The 18,199-nt window shown below is 52.4% G+C and carries 13 protein-coding genes, 4 tRNA genes and 2 pseudogenes; 18 read left to right on the top strand and 1 reads right to left on the bottom strand.

Annotated elements, in window-relative coordinates:
- Positions 1–18: 18 nt before the first annotated feature.
- The 18 genes and pseudogenes from OCT58_RS05525 to OCT58_RS05440 all read left to right on the top strand — a co-directional run bounded on the left by OCT58_RS05525 (position 19) and on the right by OCT58_RS05440 (position 17,672).
- Positions 19–91 (top strand) — tRNA-Asn (locus OCT58_RS05525).
- 63 nt (positions 92–154) lie between these two features.
- Positions 155–448, top strand: coding sequence for a hypothetical protein (locus OCT58_RS05520; protein ID WP_267201881.1), 294 nt, complete (start codon positions 155–157; stop codon positions 446–448).
- Between the two features lie 263 nt (positions 449–711).
- The gene (locus tag OCT58_RS05515) at positions 712–2,211 is read left to right on the top strand and encodes a peptide MFS transporter (protein WP_267201880.1); all 1,500 of its coding nucleotides are present in this window, start codon (positions 712–714) and stop codon (positions 2,209–2,211) included.
- Positions 2,212–2,378: 167 nt separating this feature from the next.
- Positions 2,379–2,461, top strand: a tRNA-Tyr gene (locus tag OCT58_RS05510).
- Positions 2,462–2,470: 9 nt separating this feature from the next.
- Positions 2,471–2,542: transfer RNA gene (locus OCT58_RS05505), tRNA-Gln, on the top strand.
- 65 nt (positions 2,543–2,607) lie between these two features.
- Positions 2,608–3,252, top strand: coding sequence for a hypothetical protein (locus OCT58_RS05500; protein ID WP_267201879.1), 645 nt, complete (start codon positions 2,608–2,610; stop codon positions 3,250–3,252).
- A 132-nt stretch (positions 3,253–3,384) separates the two neighbouring features.
- A pseudogene (locus OCT58_RS05495) lies at positions 3,385–4,789 on the top strand (MFS transporter).
- A 58-nt stretch (positions 4,790–4,847) separates the two neighbouring features.
- Positions 4,848–6,092: a carboxylate--amine ligase gene (locus OCT58_RS05490; protein WP_267201878.1), complete on the top strand. Its 1,245-nt coding sequence runs from the start codon at positions 4,848–4,850 to the stop codon at positions 6,090–6,092.
- Between the two features lie 126 nt (positions 6,093–6,218).
- Entirely contained in the window at positions 6,219–7,868 is a 1,650-nt protein-coding gene (locus tag OCT58_RS05485; protein WP_497529871.1) for an aspartate-alanine antiporter-like transporter, read from the top strand.
- A gap of 28 nt (positions 7,869–7,896) precedes the next feature.
- On the top strand, positions 7,897–8,604 hold the full coding sequence (locus OCT58_RS05480) for an aspartate/glutamate racemase family protein (RefSeq protein WP_267201877.1): 708 nt from the start codon (positions 7,897–7,899) through the stop codon (positions 8,602–8,604).
- A gap of 148 nt (positions 8,605–8,752) precedes the next feature.
- Entirely contained in the window at positions 8,753–9,454 is a 702-nt protein-coding gene (locus OCT58_RS05475) for a GntR family transcriptional regulator (RefSeq protein ID WP_267201876.1), read from the top strand.
- 71 nt (positions 9,455–9,525) lie between these two features.
- Positions 9,526–11,001, top strand: coding sequence for a nicotinate phosphoribosyltransferase (locus OCT58_RS05470; RefSeq protein ID WP_267201875.1), 1,476 nt, complete (start codon positions 9,526–9,528; stop codon positions 10,999–11,001).
- A 3-nt stretch (positions 11,002–11,004) separates the two neighbouring features.
- On the top strand, positions 11,005–11,832 hold the full coding sequence (gene nadE, locus OCT58_RS05465) for an NAD(+) synthase (protein WP_267201874.1): 828 nt from the start codon (positions 11,005–11,007) through the stop codon (positions 11,830–11,832).
- A gap of 24 nt (positions 11,833–11,856) precedes the next feature.
- Positions 11,857–14,034, top strand: coding sequence for a Tex family protein (locus tag OCT58_RS05460; protein WP_267201873.1), 2,178 nt, complete (start codon positions 11,857–11,859; stop codon positions 14,032–14,034).
- Entirely contained in the window at positions 14,027–14,479 is a 453-nt protein-coding gene (locus OCT58_RS05455) for a SprT family protein (protein ID WP_267201872.1), read from the top strand. The genes OCT58_RS05460 and OCT58_RS05455 overlap by 8 nt, the downstream gene beginning before the upstream one ends.
- A gap of 58 nt (positions 14,480–14,537) precedes the next feature.
- Positions 14,538–14,623, top strand: a tRNA-Leu gene (locus OCT58_RS05450).
- Between the two features lie 153 nt (positions 14,624–14,776).
- On the top strand, positions 14,777–16,726 hold the full coding sequence (locus OCT58_RS05445) for a glycoside hydrolase family 2 TIM barrel-domain containing protein (protein ID WP_267201871.1): 1,950 nt from the start codon (positions 14,777–14,779) through the stop codon (positions 16,724–16,726).
- Positions 16,710–17,672 (top strand): beta-galactosidase small subunit, encoded by a 963-nt coding sequence (locus OCT58_RS05440; RefSeq protein WP_267201870.1) that lies wholly within the window; start codon positions 16,710–16,712, stop codon positions 17,670–17,672. Before OCT58_RS05445 ends, OCT58_RS05440 begins: the two co-directional genes overlap by 17 nt.
- A 423-nt stretch (positions 17,673–18,095) precedes the next feature.
- Here OCT58_RS05440 and OCT58_RS05435 read toward each other — a convergent pair.
- Positions 18,096–18,199 (bottom strand): annotated as a pseudogene (locus OCT58_RS05435) (IS30 family transposase); the annotation flags it as partial.

Below are 18,199 nucleotides of genomic sequence, written 5' to 3'. Positions count from 1 at the left end.
TTATCGTTGATTTGTTATTCCGGCATAGCTCAGTTGGTAGAGCACCTGACTGTTAATCAGGTTGTCGTCAGTTCGAGTCTGACTGCCGGAGCTTCTAGAGCGGTTGATGTTTTCATCAGCCGCCTTTTTTATTTTCACAATGGAGGATTCGAAAATGGACATTGTATATTTGCTCTTGTGTCTGGTATTTATGGTTGTCGGCCTGCAATTATTGCGGGGCAAATGGCTGGGAATCTTGATAGGGCACCGTTCTGCCACCGCTGACCAGGTGAAGCGGGCGGGAATGGCCCTGGCGCCGGGGGCGATTGCTCTGGGGTTGAGCATGTTTTTCTTCGGCTTTTTTGATAGCCAGTACTGGGCCAACATCGGCAACGTCATCTTTGTACTTTCAATTGTTTACATTATCCTGGTTGACGTTTGGCTGATCAGCCGTGAGCGCCGGGCCTAATAGGGCAGTTCATATTGTGTTGCCGAAAGGGCTTCCAGCCTTCAGATCATTAAAGCACTTCACCGGCCTTTCTAAAGATTTTTAAGCGAAATACAACAAAATGCCGGTATTCTCTCATCAAAAACTTATTTTTCCATTGACTAATTCACAAGACAGGTCTAAAATAATTACATTGTTACAAGAAAGTTAGACTTTTCTAATATTTGGAATGAGTATTCTAAATGGTTAAACTGACTTTGCAATAATTGGAGGAATAAAACTCGATGAGTAAGCAAAAAGATATTGATACCGCGTTCTTCGGGCAACCGCGTGGTTTATCTACGCTGTTCTTCACTGAAATGTGGGAACGGTTTAGTTACTACGGAATGCGGGCAATCCTGTTATTCTACATGTACTACGCTGTTTCCAAGGGTGGTTTAGGAATGAACGAAACCACCGCCGCCTCGATCATGTCCATCTACGGATCCCTGGTTTACCTGTCCGGGGTTGTTGGTGGGTGGCTGTCCGACCGGGTCTGGGGCCCACGGCGGACTGTCTTCATCGGTGGTGTCCTGATTATGTTCGGACACATTGCCTTGTCACTGCCGTTTGGCGTTGGCGCCCTTTACGTTTCGATTGCCCTGATCGTTACCGGGACCGGGCTGTTGAAGCCAAACGTTTCTGAAATGGTTGGTGGCCTCTACTCCGAAAATGACCGTCGGCGGGATTCCGGTTTTAGTATGTTCGTCTTCGGGATCAACTTGGGGGCTGCCGTTGCGCCATGGGCTGTTCCGTGGGCTGCCAACGGTTTTGGCCTCAACCTCTTCCATGGCGAAATGAACTTCCACGCCGGCTTCTCCCTGGCCGCCATTGGGATGTTCTTTGGTCTGATCCAGTACGCGATCGGTGGCCGGAAGTACCTGTCCAAGGATAGTCTCTACCCGGACGACCCGATTGACCGCGAAAGCCTTCGTCCAGTCCTGATCTGGACTCTGGTTGGGATCGTTGCCTTGGCAATTGTCCTCGGCCTGCTCGCTGCCATGGGTCAGCTGAACATTACCAACATCATTACGATCATCACGATCATTGCGATTGCATTGCCAATCTACTACTTCATCATGATGCTGAACTCCAAGAAGGTTACGAAGGAAGAGCACTCACGGGTGTTGGCCTACATTCCGCTTTTCATCGCGGCCGTAATCTTCTGGGCAATTGAAGAATCTGGTTCAGTTGTTCTGGCCCTCTTCGCCGAACAGCGGACCATCTTACACATCGGTGGCTGGCACTTCGCCGCTGCCAACTTCCAGACGCTGAACCCTCTGTTCATCATGATTCTGACGCCGGTCTTCGTTACCCTCTGGGATCACTGGAAGAACCAGCCAAGTGCCCCTGGTAAGTTTGCTGCCGGGTTGGTCTTCGCCGGTCTCTCATATGCCTTCATGGCACTGCCTGCTTTGATCCACGGGACGACCGCTGGACGGGTTAGCCCATTCTGGCTGGTTGGTTCCTGGTTCATCGTTGAAATTGGTGAAATGCTGATTTCGCCAATTGGTCTGGCCGTAACGACCTGGCTGGCACCAAAGGCCTTTAAGTCCCAGATGATGAGTATGTGGTTCCTGGCCGATGCCGCTGCTCAGGCGGTCAACGCCCAGATCGTTAAGTTCTACTCGTCATCAACAGAAGTACCATACTTCCTGACGATTGGTCTGGTAAGTATCGTCTTCGGGATCATCTTGATGTTCTTCGTTAAGCGGATCCACGCTTTGATGGGCGGGGTTGACTAACGACCCTTTGAGAAAATTCATTTGATTACATTTAAGATTGTCGTCCAACGGGGCGGCAATTTTTTGTTTTAAATTCATCAAAAAAGTTCTTGCATTTAGTTCGGAAATTCGGTATTATAATAAACGTTGATTAGTTACTGATCAGTAATTAATCCTCTCAACCTTTTGGGGGAGTAGCGAAGTCTGGTTAAACGCGACGGTCTGTAAAACCGTTCCTTCGGGTTCGGTGGTTCGAATCCACTCTCCCCCATTTTATTATTGGGCTATAGCCAAGCGGTAAGGCAACGGTTTTTGGTACCGTCATGCGCTGGTTCGAATCCAGCTAGCCCAACTGTACTAAGGTCGGCGACTGATTCGGTTGCCGGCTTTTTCTTTAACCAAAAAGAGGAGAATAAGATGCCAAAGCAGGGACACTTTGCTAAGTCGACACGGCTTAAACAACTGAATAATTTTAAGGTCAAAAAACATTTCCCGGGAAATATTATTCCCGACACCCAGTTGACGGATTTCTTAGTGGCCCGCTTTGCTCTGACCGCCAAGAAGCGGGTAACGCGGGAAGCCCAGGAGACCGTTCAACGTTTCTTGATTGAATTAGCCGACCAGCTGCTGAACTATCATGGCAAGCTCGGTGACCTGGTGCCCGTTTTGCTGCAGGACATTAATCACCGGGCTCCCTGGCAGTTCTACTTGCAGCTGTTGCCTGAATGGAATCTTTTGCAGAGCTTCTTGGAAAAGGAAGTCCCAGCGGTGCCGCTGCGTCAGCGTTGCTACCTGACGGGGACACTGACTAAGGAGGAGGTTAGTGCGGTCGTGGCCCGACTCCTAGCCGATAAAGCCAGCGCCATTACTTTCCTGAAACAGCCGAACGCGCCAACAATCCTGCGTCAACAGACTGCCAAAATGTTGCTGGCCACGATTTATCAGAACGGTCAAATCGACTGGGACAAGGTGCGGGCACTCCTGGCACCATTCCCGTTTCAAGTTGATTCGAGCCTGGATGCGGAGACGAAGGAGTGGCTGACAACCCTCAGTCGGCAATAGAATTTAACCATGAAAAATGTTTTGATCTTTGGTATAATCAGATCAACATCAAAAGAACAAAATTAGGGTGCTGTGGTGGAGCTTTAATCACCATAGCACTTTTTATTTTAAAAATTTAAAGGAGGGGATAGTTTGACCAAAACTAAACCACAACACATTTACTTGGCAATTATCTCGCTGGCACTTTTGACCTTTATCGGGATCCTGAACGAGACCTCGATGAACGTTACCTACCCGGAACTTTCCAAAGCCTTTGGCGTTTCCCTGGATACCGTCCAGTGGGTCACGACGGGCTACCTGCTGATGGCAACCATCACGATGGGGACTACGGCCTATCTGCTTAAGCAGTTTCCAGCGCGCAAGCTGCAACTGGTCGCTGTCTCGGCTTTTATCATCGGCGACCTGCTGGGGGGCGCTTTCCCTGAACTTCCCGATGTTGTTGCTTGGGCGGCTGATCCAGGCGGTAGCGACGGGTCTGTCGACGCCGATTCTATTCCACTTGATCTTCACCGAGATCCCACGGGAACGGCTGGGCTCGATGACCGGGTTCGCCGGGATGGTAATTTCATTTGCCCCGGCTCTTGGTCCGACATACGGTGGTTGGATCTCGGAGGCCAGCTCTTGGCGGATGATCTTCTGGCTGCTGATCCCATTCGCCCTGGTCAGCCTGTTGCTGGGTCAGCTTTTTATTCGCAACCAGCCGCTGGGTAACACCAAGCGCTTCAGCTACGCCAGCCTTTTGACCCTATCACTGGCGCTGTTTTCGATTGTCTACGGTTTATCGACGATCGGCAAGCAAGGTTTGGGCTGGCCAATCGTTGGCTGGGTGGTCCTGTTCGTTGTCTTCTTTGCTCTGTTTATCTATGTCAACAACCACGGCCAGTCACAACTGTTTGATCTGCGGGTCTTTAAGGTGCATCCGCTGCGGCTGTCGACTCTGACTTACTTCAATCTCCAGTTCATCAACATTGGGATTTCACTGGTGATTCCACTGTATGCGGAATACGTGCTCAATACTTCCGCAACGGTAGCCGGCCTGATCCTGCTGCCGGGTTCGGTCATCGGGGCCTTTATTGCCCCGCTTGCTGGTCGTCTGGCCGATAGTCAGGGCTTTGCCACGCCGGTCACTACCGGTGGCAGCATCCTTTTAATCGGGGTCGCGGGCTTTGTGTTCTTCCAAGGTCAACTGACGCCAATTCTGATTATGACCTTCTTTATCCTCATGCGGGTTGGCTTTAACTTCTCGTTCTCCAACACTATTTCGAACGCCACCACGCTGGTCGACTCCAAGAATAGTGCGGATGTTAACTCGATTTTTAACATGCTGCAGCAGTTTGCAGGCTCACTGGGCACCGTCTTCCTGTCGGCTGTCATGGCGCTCTTCCAAAATAACGGTACTGGAACGCTGGCAGCGCGGTCGTACCGGGGCGGACGCTTCGACTATTTCTTCCTTCTCGCGATGGCAATCATTGCCTTGACGGCGATCATCAATAACTACCGGATTCAAAAACAAATGAAAATTCGGGCCACCAACTAAACTTATGGTAAAATAGGGGCTTGTAGAATGATGATAACGAAAATAAGGAGGAAGATTAATGAGCGAACAACCCTTTGTTCCGCTGATTCTGGGGAGCGATTTTAACGCCTACGGGATGGCCCGGTCGATGTATGAAAAGTACGGGATCAAGTCCCACCTGTACGCCCGCCACGAGTTAGCGCCGACTCGTTTTTCCAAGATTGTCGACCTGCACTTCAACGAAAATCTGCAGGCCCCAGATGTTTTTACCAAGGTCTTGATTGACGCCGCTAAGCAATACATTGCCCAGGACAAGAAGGTCGTCCTAATCAGTTGTGGGGACGATTACACCGAACTGGTCAGCAAGCACCGTAAGGAACTGTCCAAGTACATGGCCTGCCCATATGCCGACTACGAGGAAGTCGCCAAGCTGACCAATAAGGAAGAATTCTACCAGGTCTGTGAACAGTACGGCCTGCCGTACCCAAAGACTGATATCTTGAAGCCAGATCTCGACTACAAGCACTACCAATCGCCATTTGAATTCCCGATCGCCCTTAAGGCGGCTGACGCGGTTGAATGGCACAAGGGAAACTTCAAAGGCTACGAAAAGGCTTATATCATCAAGAATGCGCAGCGCCTGCAGGAAGTCTTGGAGATTATCTACGAGCACAGTCCGTACAAGGGTGATCTGATCCTCCAGGAATTTATCCCTGGCGACGACAGCAACATGCGGACGATCAATTGCTACGTTGACCGCAACCACGAGGTCAAGCTGATGAGTCTCGGCCACCCGTTGCTGGAAGACTGCAACCCGGCCAACGTCGGCAATTACGTTGCCATTATGCCGGCTTACGACGAGCAGATCTACAAGAACATTAAGAACTTCTTGGAAAGCGTCAAGTTCACCGGCTTCGTTAACTTCGATCTTAAGTACGACCGGCGTGACGGTCAGTTCAAAGTCTTTGACCTGAACCCGCGTCAGGGCCGCTCCAGCTTTTTCACCTCCCTGAATGGGCACCAGCTGGCCACCTTCCCGGTTGAGGACTACATTTTTGATAGCCTGAAGGACCAGCCGACAATTTACGCCAACCAGGATCCAAAGCAGTACAAGCTCTGGCTCGGGGTGGGCAAGAAGACCTTCCTCCAGTACGCCAAGGACAACGAAATCAAGCACCAGGCAGAACAACTGATTAACGAGGGACGTTATGGGACGACCTTCCACTACGACCGCGACATGAACCTGATGCGCTGGATCATGGAGAAACGGATCAACCATAACTACCAGCAGAATTTTGAAAAGTACTTTATTGAAAAGAAGTAAGAAGATCATGAGGCAGGGTTAGATCTGTCTCATCTTTTACTTTTAAACCGGTGCAGCAATTGAATTCAACTACTGGCAATGTGATAATGTTGTCTGAATCAAAAGAAAGTATAGAAGAGATATTTTATAATGCATACAATCGTTCACTTCATGGTGAATAATCAAATTTTTACCCTCTTTATCTGCATGGCCCTCGGCTTTGCAATTGGGAATTACAAGATTGGTGGTCGCTTCAACATTGGGGCAACGGTGGGAACGCTGATTGTCACCCTGATCGTCGGCCAGATTGGGGCTTTTCCGCGTGATGAAATGCTTGGAACGATCTTCTTCGGGGCCTTCATGTTTTCCGTCGGTTACCGAATCGGTCCTCAGTTGCTGGTCAGTCTGCGGATCTTTGGAGTTCGGATCATTCTGGCTAGTTTGTTCTGGATGCTGATCGTCTTCCTGGTCTCCTGGGGGCTCTTTGTGGCCTTTCACATCGGACCCGGGGTCGGCGCGGGGATTATCTCCGGGTCGCTGACCCAGTCGGCAACCGTTGCCAGTTCGGTGCAGACGATTGAGGCCCTGCCAGTAAGTCACGCGGTAAAGGCGGCCTACGAGGCCCAGTTGCCGGTTGCCTACGCGCTGACCTATGTCTTCGGGACCCTCGGCGTTATCATTTTCTTGCGGGACCTGGCACCGAAAATCTTGGGAATCAAGGTTGAACAGCAGGGCCCGGCGATGGCGCGCCGGTATCACTTCCACGCCAAGAACCCAAATCCGACCTGGCGGCGGACCTACCTGGTAGCGGAAGATTCGCCCCTGGTCGGTAAGACGATTGCTCAGTTCAACAAGTGGTCCGATTACCACCTGATTGCTCTAGCGGTCTTTCGTGACTTGGAGATGACCGACCACCTGGAATACCGGATTGAACCGGGGGACATGGTGACGGTGATTGGTTATGCCGTTCATTTCGACCGTCTGCACCAGGTTCCAGGGATCAAGGAAGTTTTGACGCCAACCAATGCGCCAAAGGAACGGAAATTTGTTCTGGGGAAAAACTTTCGGCCGGTTTTGTTGGCGATCCTGCGCCAGCACGGTGTCTTCATTAACATTCAGGACCCGATTACCGGAAACGAGCAGCTGATCAACCAGCTGCGGCCCGGGGACGTCATCTCCCTGACCGGGAACACTTCGCGGACCGCGGCCATTCTGCGGAAGATGGGTCGCTGGGCGACGACCGACAAGGCGATTAACTACGTCCTCTTTTCCTTGGGAATCGGTGGGGCTTCCCTTTTGGGGATTCTCGGCTTAAAATTAAATGGTATCCCGCTTCAATTAGGCAACGGAACGGCGGCGCTGATTATGGGGCTGCTCTTGAGTTCCTGGATCGACCGGCACCGCGATTACAAGTCAATTCCGGTTACGGTCACGGACTTCATGCAGAGCTTTGGCTTGACCCTCTTCGTGGGGACGGTCGGGCTCCAATCGGCCCAGGCCTTCACTAGCGCGATCAAGAGTCTCGGGTTGGGGGTGTTGATCATCGGGGCGGTTGTCTCGATCGCGCCGCACCTCTTGACCCTCCTGTTCGGCCGCTACGTTTTACGGATGGAACCGCTGGCCCTGATGGGGGCATTGACCGGTTCCGGTACGATTGCCGCTGCCATGAGCGAGATTTCGCAAAAGGCTGGTCCCGAGGGTGGCGCCTACTATGCGGCTGCCTTTACGCCCGCCTTCGTAGTTGGTAATATTGGTATTACATTACTAGGACCGATCTTCGTGGCCCTCTTGTCATGACGACCGGTAGAGAAAGGTTAAAGATAAAATGAAAAAATTCTTTACAGTGCTCGGGGGGATGGGAACCCTGGCGACGGAGAGCTATGTTCGAATCTTGGACAAGCGGACGCCAATTCATCGTGACCAGGATTACCTGGACTACATTGTCGTCAATCACGCGACGGTTCCAGACCGGACAACCTGGATTCTGGACCATTCCAAACCCGACTATAATCCGGCTTTAATCGAGGACATTAAACAGCAGAGCCTGCTTAAGCCCGCCTTCTTCGTGCTGATCTGCAACACCGCCCACTACGCCTTCGACCGGCTCCAGGCGGCCACTGATATTCCGATCCTGAACATGCTTGAGGAAACGGTCAAGGCGATCAAGGACATCAAGCCTGATGCTAAGAAGGTTGGCCTGCTGGCAACCCGGGGCACCATCGAGTCCGGCCTGTACGACCACTACATCACGGCCGCTGGCTACGAAGAGATCAAGCCGACCGCGGAGATCGTTGATCAGACGGAGGACTTGATTTACCACGACATCAAGGAAGCCGGCCACTCCAACGGACAGAAGTACCACGAACTGGTGCGGAAGATGATCGAGGAAGAGGGCGCCGACATCGTTATCCTGGGCTGTACGGAGCTTTCCTACGCTGAGGAGATGGATCCGGAGACCGAGTACCCGGTTGCCGATTCCCAGTCCATCATTGTCGATCGTTCATTGGAGCGCGGCCTGGCACTGCGCAAATAAAAATAGGCAAGAACCGCCAATTGGTTATCGCGGTTCTTGCCTATTTTTGTAGGCACAATTTTAACAATGTCTTAACTTAATTGGTCTAGATAAGTGATTCCATGTTAGAATAGAACAACCTGAAGAGAGCATAAGAGGGGGAAGTGTAATGGGTTCACCAGTATACATTAAGATTCACAATCAGCTTCGCGAAAATATCGAAAATGGTAAGTGGACGGTCGGACAAAAGATTCCGGCCGAACGGGAATTAGCGGCTAGTTTTGACGTCAGCCGGATGACCCTACGCCAGGCAATCCAGGCCCTGGTTGACGAGGGGATCTTGGAACGGCGGGTCGGTTCCGGGACTTTTGTGGCCAATCGCAAGGTTCAGGAGAAGATGTCCGGAGTCACCAGTTTTACCGAGATGATGCAGGCGGCTGGCAAGCGGCCCTCCAGTCGGACGATTTCCTACCACCTGACGATTCCGTCCCAGACTGAGATTGAGAAGCTTCAGCTGCCGGCCGGGGCCCAGGTCCTGCGAATGGAACGGATCCGCTATGGCAATGATATTCCGATCTGCTTTGAAATTGCGACGATTCCAGCCCAGTTGATTGAGAATTTTAGTAAGGAGGAAGTGACGAGTTCTTTCTACCGGACCCTGGAGAAGAAAGCCAATCTTTACCCTGGTCACGCTGTTCAGATGATTTCTGCCACCAAGGCCACGGAACGGATCGCTACTTATCTGCAGATTAAGCGGGGGGATGCCCTATTGCGGATGAGCCAGCTTTCTTACCTGCAGGACGGCCGGCCGTTTGAATACGTCCACACTCAATACGTGGGCTCACGCTTTGAGTTTGTTTTGGAGAAGTAGCTTCAGCCAATCGCCAAAACCAAATCGTGCTACAATAACGTTATTATTTACTATAAGGGGGAACAATTATTATGAAGTTTGATTATCCAGATGATAGCCTGGCACTGCACACCGATGCCTACGAACTGAGTATGATGCAGACTTACTGGAAACAGGGAGTCGGCAACCGCCGCGCAGTGTTCGAGGCTTTCTTCCGGAAAATGCCGTTTCAAAATGGCTACGCTGTTTACGCGGGGCTCGATCACATCATTCGCTACATCAAGGGTCTGCGCTTTACGGACAGCGATATCACTTACTTAAAATCCACACACCAATTTGACCCGGACTTCTTGGAATACCTGCGGGACTTCAAGTTTACCGGGACTATCCGGAGCTTCGAGGAGGGGGATCTGGTCTTTAATCACGAGCCAATCCTGCAGGTGGATGCACCGATGATTGAGGCTCAGCTGATCGAAACGGCAATCCTCAACATCCTTAACTACCAGATCATGGTGGCAACCAAGGCTTCCCGGATCAAGTCGATCGTCGGAGACCAGAGCATCATGGAATTCGGAAGCCGGCGAGCCCAAGAATTTGATGCAGCCATTTGGGGAACCCGGGCAGCCTACATTGGTGGTTTCAACGCCACCAGTAATGTCCGGGCCGGCAAGCTCTTCGGGATTCCGATCTCGGGGACCCATGCCCATGCGCTGGTACAGGCTTACCGTAATGACTACGACGCCTTTAAGGCCTATGCCGAAACGCACCACGACTGCGTCTTTCTGGTCGACACCTTTGATACCTTAAAGAGTGGTGTGCCGAACGCCATCCGGGTCGCCAAGGAATTCGGCGACAAGATCAACTTCATTGGGGTCCGGATCGACAGTGGCGACATGGCCTACCTGTCCAAGCGAGTTCGGACGATGCTAGATGAGGCCGGTTTCCCGAATGCCAAGATTTTTGCCTCCAACGGCCTGGATGAAAAGACCATCCAGAATCTGAAAATGCAGGGCGCCAAGATTGACGTCTGGGGGATTGGAACTAAGCTGATCACCGCTTACGACCAGCCAACCCTGGGAGCCGTCTACAAGCTGGTCTCGATGGAAGACGCCGATGGCAAGATGGTCGACACTATCAAGCTTTCTAACAACGTCGCTAAGATGTCGACGCCAGGAGAAAAGCAGGTCTGGCGGATCAACGACCGGGTCGATGGCAAGAGTGAGGGTGACTACATCACTCTGATCGATGAGGATCCGCAAAAGGAAGATTCCCTGAACATGTTCAATCCGAACTTCCCACTCCAGCAAAAGGACGTCAGCGATTTCCTGGCCCGCCCAATGCTGAAGGACATTTGGAGAGACGGCGAATTTGTCTATGATGAACCGAGCCTGGATGAGATTCGAGATCACCGCGCGGCCAGCCTGGACGCACTTTGGGACGAGTACAAGCGGGACCTCAATCCCGAGGTTTATCCGGTCGACCTCTCGCAGAAGTGCTACGATAACAAGCTGCAGATGATTCATCACATTCACGAATATGTTAAAACGCTTGAAAGCAAGGAGCGATAATTGATGCGCAAGATGCAAGAACAGATTATCAAAGATCTCAAGGTCCTTTCGACAATTGATCCCCGTGTCGAGGTGACGCGGCGGGTACAATTTCTTTGCGACTTTTTGCAAAAGACCGGGATGAAGACCCTCGTGCTCGGTATTTCTGGTGGACAGGATTCAACCTTGGCCGGTCGACTGTGTGAATTAGCAGTGACCAAGCTGCGGCAGGAGACCGGGGATGGGGACTACCAGTTCATTGCGGTTCGGCTGCCGTACGGGACCCAGGCAGATGAGTCGGACGCAATGGTGGCGATTAATGATTTCATCAAGCCTGACCGGACGCTGCGGGTTAACATCAAGCCAGCCACCGATGCAATGGTCAAGAGCCTGACGGAGGCCGGAAGCACGATCAGTGATTTTAACAAGGGCAACATTAAGGCCCGGGAACGGATGATTGTTCAATACGCCATTGCTGGTCAATACGGCGGGGCCGTCGTGGGAACCGACCACGCGGCCGAAGCGGTCACCGGTTTTTATACCAAGTTTGGTGACGGTGGGGCCGATATTACCCCACTTTCCCAGCTGGATAAGCGTCAGGGGAAGGCCATCTTGAGATACCTGAACGCCCCGGCGGAACTTTACGAGAAGACTCCTACCGCCGACTTGGAAGATGACAAGCCGATGCGGCCTGATGAGGCGGCACTGGGAGTTCGCTACGAAGACATTGACGACTACCTCGAAGGCCGCGCGGTTGATGAAGCGGCCGCCGAAAAGATTGAGGCTTGGTACCAACGGACGCAGCACAAGCGTCACCAGCCGATTACTCCACTTGATACTTGGTGGAAATAATAAATCAAAGTTAAGGAAGTATTTATGGATAAACAGACACTGCAACTTGTAAGCCAACATTTACCAAATTTACGCCAAAAACAAATTGATGCCGCCCTGAAGCTAATGGACGAGGGGAACACGATCCCGTTCATTGCCCGTTACCGTAAGGAGGCGACGGGGACCCTGGATGAAGTTCAACTCCAGGCCATTCGGGACGAATATCACCACGTGACCAGCCTGCTAGAACGCAAGAAGACGGTCATCAACAAAATTGCCGATCAGGGCAAGCTGACCCCGAGCCTAGAAAAGCAGATCCGCGATGCAAGTGAGCTTCAGGAGGTTGAGGATCTCTACCTGCCGTACAAGCAAAAGCGACAGACTAAGGCCCAGAAGGCGCGGGCAGCCGGCTTGGCACCACTGGCCAGCTGGCTTTTGACTTATCCAGATGGCGACCTGCAAAAGGAAGCGGCCAAGTACGTCAACGCCGAGGTGTTAGACACCCAGGCGGCCCTGGATGGTGCCCACGAAATTCTGGCGGAGGCCATCAGCGAAATGGCGACCGTCCGCGGCTGGCTGCGCAACTTTGCCACGAACCACGGCCAGTTGCAAACCAAGGTCAAGCGTGGCGGTGAGGACAAGGATGAGCTCGGTACCTACAAGCAGTACTATGACTTTGCATCACCAGTTAAGACGCTCAACTCGTACCAGGTGCTGGCAGTCAACCGGGGTGAAAAGGAGAAGATCTTAAACGTTAAGGTCGTGCTCGATGATCCAGCGGTCCTCAACTACTTCCATTTCCGCTTGATCCGGACAAACAAGCAAAATGCTGCGACGGCCTTTATTGAAGAGACCTATCAGGATGCCTTCAAGCGTTTCTTAGGTCCCAGCATTGAGCGAGAGATTCGGCGGCAGTTGACCGATCAGGCAGACACGCAGGCCATCAAGGTTTTTGGCGACAATCTCTACCATCTTCTGATGCAGGCGCCAATTAAGGGCAAGATCGTAATGGGCTTTGACCCGGCCTACCGTACCGGCTGCAAGCTGGCAATTTTGGACCAGAACGGTAAATTCCTGACCAAGGCAGTCATTTATCCACACAAGCCGGCTCCCGAGAAAAAAAGGGCGGCCGCCGAGGATGAGTTTCTGCAACTGATTGAGGACTATCACGTTGAGATGATTGCAATCGGAAACGGAACAGCCAGCCGGGAGTCAGAGCGGTTCGTGGCGGCGGCCCTCAACAAGCTGCAGCGGCCGGTTTACTACGTGATTGTTAACGAAGCTGGCGCGTCTGTCTACTCGGCGAGTGAGACGGCCCGGGAAGAATTCCCTGACCTGCACGTGGAGCAACGCAGCGCGATCAGTATCGGACGACGCCTCCAGGATCCGCTGGCCGAATTGGTGAAGATCGACCCGCAGGCAATCGGGGTCGGCCAGTACCAGCACGACCTGCCGACCAAGGAATTATCAGCTGAGCTGGACGCGGTGGTTGAACGAGCAGTTAACCGGGTGGGGGTCGACCTCAACACGGCGAGCTACCAGCTGCTGACCCAGATTTCGGGCTTGAACAAAACTACGGCGAAAAATATTGTCCACTACCGGGATGAGCACGGTCGCTATACCAACCGGACCCAGCTGAAGAAGGTTCCGCGCCTGGGACCCAAAGCTTATCAGCAGGCGGTCGGCTTTCTGCGGATTACCGGTGGTGAAAACCCACTGGACAACACTGACGTCCACCCGGAGAGTTACCAAATCGCTACGAAGATGATGGAAGATATTGGAATCACGGTTGACCAGCTGGGCTCGGCGGCGGCCAATCAGCAATTAGCCAAACTGAAACCGGCAGAATATACCACTGAGCAGGCCGGGGAAGCAACGGTGAACGACATTATCGGCTCGCTGGAGAAGCCGGGCCGCGATCTCCGCGACAGCATGCCAATGCCGCTCTTGCGCCACGATGTAATGACAATTGAGGACTTAAAGCCGGGGATGAAGCTCCAGGGAACGGTCCGCAACGTGGTCGACTTCGGAGCCTTTGTCGACATCGGTGTCAAGCATGACGGACTGGTGCACGTCTCCAAGATGAGCAAGAAATTCATCAAGGATCCCCGCAGCGCCGTTTCCGTCGGTGATATTGTGGATGTCTGGATCGATAACGTGGACCTGAAGCGGCAGCGAATCCAATTGACGATGATTGCACCAAAGAAGGTTGAAAATGACTAATCAGGAATTACAGCTCCTGACGGAAAAATGGTCGCTGAAATATTTTCGGCGGCCTTTTCGTCACCAAATTTTCTTTAACCGCCGCTTGAAAACCACCGGCGGTCGCTATCACTTAACCGATCACCACATCGACATCAACCCGTTGATGCTGACGGAATTCGACCAGGACAATCTCAAACGGGTGGTCCTGCACGAACTCTGTCACTATCACCTGCATCTGACCGGCCAGGACTACCACCACCGTAGTCCGACCTTCCGGCACCTGCTGGCCAGGGTCGGCGGTTCGCGGTATGCGCCACCGACCAGCAAGGTCCAGCAGCGTCGACAGGCCAAGTGGCTTTATCGTTGCCAGGGCTGCGGAGTGGTGATCGCTCGCCAGCGGCGCTTTAACACCGCTCGCTACGTCTGTCGACGATGCGGGAGTCACTTTTGTTTAATAAATTAAAAAAAGTTGTTGCCAAGGTTAGGTGCGTTTGTTATAATAGTTCTTGTTGATGAGATATGCGGCCGTGGCGGAACTGGCAGACGCGTAAGATTAAGGATCTTATGGTCGATTATGACCGTGGAGGTTCAAGCCCTCTCGGCCGCACTGATCAAAAAGCTGGAACGATTTTCGTTCCGGCTTTTTTCTTTTTAAATTTCTATTGCTAAAAATTAAGTAAATTTTACTTGTAATCCTATCATTCTATTTATGAAAGCGCTATACTTAATAGTGAACTTGTTGAATGAGGAGGATTTATTAATGGATGCAGATATTAAATGGTTAGATGACCCGGAGACTTTCCGGGTTAACCAACTACCCGCCCACAGTGACCATCATTACTATGGCAACTATGCGGAGTGGTCAGCAGACAAGAGCCGTTTTGAACAGTCCCTGGATGGCCAGTGGCAATTCAAGTTTGCCAAGTCACCATTGGAACGGTTGAAAGGCTTCTATGAGACTGATCTCGATACCACCGATTTCGACGAGATTGAGGTGCCGAGTGAAATTGAATTGAGCGACTACGCCCAAAACAATTACATCAACACACTGATCCCGTGGGAAGGCAAGATTTACCGGCGGCCAGCCTATGCCCTGAGTGCCGATGACGCCCAGGCCGGCTCCTTTAGCGAGGGTGCCGACAACACGGTGGGCATGTACCGGAAGACCTTTGACCTGGATCCGGCCCTGCGTGGCAAACAGATCCGCGTTCGTTTTGAAGGGGTCGAGCGGGCAATGTTTTTGTGGCTTAACGGTCACTTTGTTGGCTACGCCGAGGACAGCTTCACCCCATCCGAATTTGACCTGACTCCGTACATTGAGGACACAGGCAACGTGATGGCCGTCGAAGTCTTCAAGCACAGCACGGCTTCCTGGATTGAGGATCAGGATATGTTCCGCTTCTCCGGGATCTTCCGGAGCGTTAGCCTCTTGGCCCAACCGGTAACCCACGTTGAGGACATGACGATCCGGCCGGTCCTCGACGACAATTACCAGGATGGCAAATTCGGTCTGCACCTGAGCCTGGCGGGCGAGGAGAGCGGCACCGTTCGCGTCCTGGTCAAGGATGCCGAGGGTCAGGACCTGCTCGATCAGTCCCTGCCGGTTAAGGAGACCGTTGACCTGGAAGACGTGGCTTTCAAGGACGTGCACCTCTGGGACAACCACGACCCATATCTGTACCAGCTCCTCGTTGAGATTCATGACGATGCTGGTCAGCTGGTCGAACTGGTACCGTACCGCTTCGGCTTCCGCAAGATCGAAATCAGCCCGGACCACGTCGTTTTGCTGAACGGCAAGCGGCTGATCATCAACGGGGTCAACCGGCACGAATGGGACGACCACCGCGGCCGCAGCGTCACGCAGGCCGACATGCAGGCCGACATCAAGACCTTCCACGAAAACAACATCAACGGTGTGCGGACTTGCCACTACCCGGATCAAATTCCGTGGTACTACCTCTGTGACCAAAACGGAATCTACATGATGGCCGAGAACAACCTCGAATCCCACGTCACCTGGCAGAAGATGGGCGCCATCGAACCATCCTACAACGTGCCGGGCTCCGTTCCGCAATGGAAGGAAGTTGTCGTTGACCGGGCCCGCAGCAACTATGAGACTTTCAAGAACCACACGGCCATCCTCTTCTGGTCACTGGGGAACGAATCCTTTGCCGGTGACAACATGGTCGCCATGCAGAAGCTCTACAAGTCCCACCACGACGGGCGGCTCGTCCACTACGAGGGTGTTTGCCACACTCACGACTACAGCAAGCAGATCCCAAGCCTGGATCCAAAGGGCTACCTGCCAGCCGGCGGTACCAAGGACTACCGGGACGAGATTTCCGACGTCGAGAGCTGGATGTACTTACCACCGAAGCAGGTCGAGGAATACCTGCAAAACAACCCGGACAAGCCGTTCATGGAGTGCGAATACATGCACGACATGGGGAACTCCGACGGGGGCATGGGTTCCTACATCAAGCTGCTTGATAAGTATCCACAATACTTCGGCGGCTTCATCTGGGACTTTATCGACCAGGCCCTGGTTGTCCACGACCCAATCAGCGGTCGCGATGTGATGCGCTACGGTGGCGATTTCGATGATCGGCACTCAGACTATGAATTCTCTGGCGACGGCCTGATGTTTGCGGACCGGACACCAAAACCAGCAATGCAGGAGGTACGGTACTACTATGGCTTACACAAATAAACTACACGTCATTTACGGTGACGGCACGCTCGGCGTTGCGGGCGAAGGCTTCCAATACATCTTTAGTTACGAAAAGGGCGGCCTGGAGTCGCTGAAGTTAAAGGGCAAGGAGTGGCTCTACCGGGTACCGACGCCAACCTTCTGGCGCGCCACTACCGATAACGACCGGGGTAGCGGCTTTAACATCAAGTCGGCCCAGTGGTTGTCCGCCGATGTCTTCCAGAAGTGCGTCGGCATTGACCTGACCGTCGACGACCACCACTTCGGTCAGCTACCGTTGGCCCCTGAAACGAACCAGTTCTCGAACAACGAATATGCCGACGAGGTCATGATCGCCTACACCTTTGAGACCCTGACCGTGCCGGCTACTCAGGTGACAGTGAGTTACACGGTTACGGCGGACGGTAAGATCAAGCTCAGTGTTCACTATGCCGGACATGCCGACCTGCCGGAGCTGCCGGTGATGGGGATGCGCTTCGTCATGCCGACGGCGGCCACCGGCTTCATCTACGAAGGCCTTTCTGGTGAAATCTATCCGGATCGGATGGCGGGGGCTACTCACGGAACCTATACCGTCAAGGGCCTGCCGGTTGCCAAGTACCTGGTGCCACAGGAAAACGGGATGCACATGGCCACGGACTGGCTGACGATCACGCGGGCAGCAACCCAAAACAACGCGGATCCGGATCGGGCACCGTTCTCCCTGAAGGTGGCCAAGGATGACCAGCCGTTCAACTTCAGCTGCCTGCCGTACACGGCCGAGGAACTGGAATCGGCGACCCACCTCGAAGAATTGCCGTTAGAACGGCGGACCGTCCTGGTAGTGGCTGGGGCCGTCCGGGGCGTCGGCGGCATCGACAGCTGGGGTGCCGACGTTGAGGAACAGTATCACATTCCGGCGGACAAGGACATCGACTTCTCGTTTGTCCTGGAGCCGGCTGAATAAACTTAATTTTAAGGACGACATGCGATGGGATGTTGTCCTTTTTGTGTGGAAATTCTTTAGCTGGACCTGCTGCTAGTTCAAATATTTGGACCTGATTTTGCGGATAGAAAACGTGAAAATTAAGACCTGATTGATAAATTGTTGAAAAGCGACTTGCAAAATAATCTTGCAGGTCGCTTTTTCGTTTAAAATGTGGTCAATTTGATTAAAAAATTCAAATTTTCAGTTGATAAAATTTGAAATGGGTTTGACGATTTACCAAAAATCCTGACCGTTCAATGTTAACGTTCAACAATCAATTCTGACGGACCTCAGCGGTTAGATAACCCTTATTCACTGAGAAAAGTGTGCTGATAACTGAAAATAATAACGTTTTTTGTTCTTGGAGGGATCATTAAACGACTCCCGAAATGTCAAATTAAGTTAGAAAAAAGCTAGTTGCTCATCGGTGACGTGCTTCATGAATACTTCAAGTGGTGTGCGGTAGTTCAATGACTTGCGAGGAATGTTATTCCGACGATGCATCA

The sequence above is a fragment of the Limosilactobacillus kribbianus genome (assembly GCF_026413145.1).
Taxonomy (GTDB): domain Bacteria; phylum Bacillota; class Bacilli; order Lactobacillales; family Lactobacillaceae; genus Limosilactobacillus; species Limosilactobacillus kribbianus.
The sequence above is the reverse complement of the archived record's forward strand: the minus strand, read 5'-3'. Positions and strand labels throughout refer to the sequence as shown.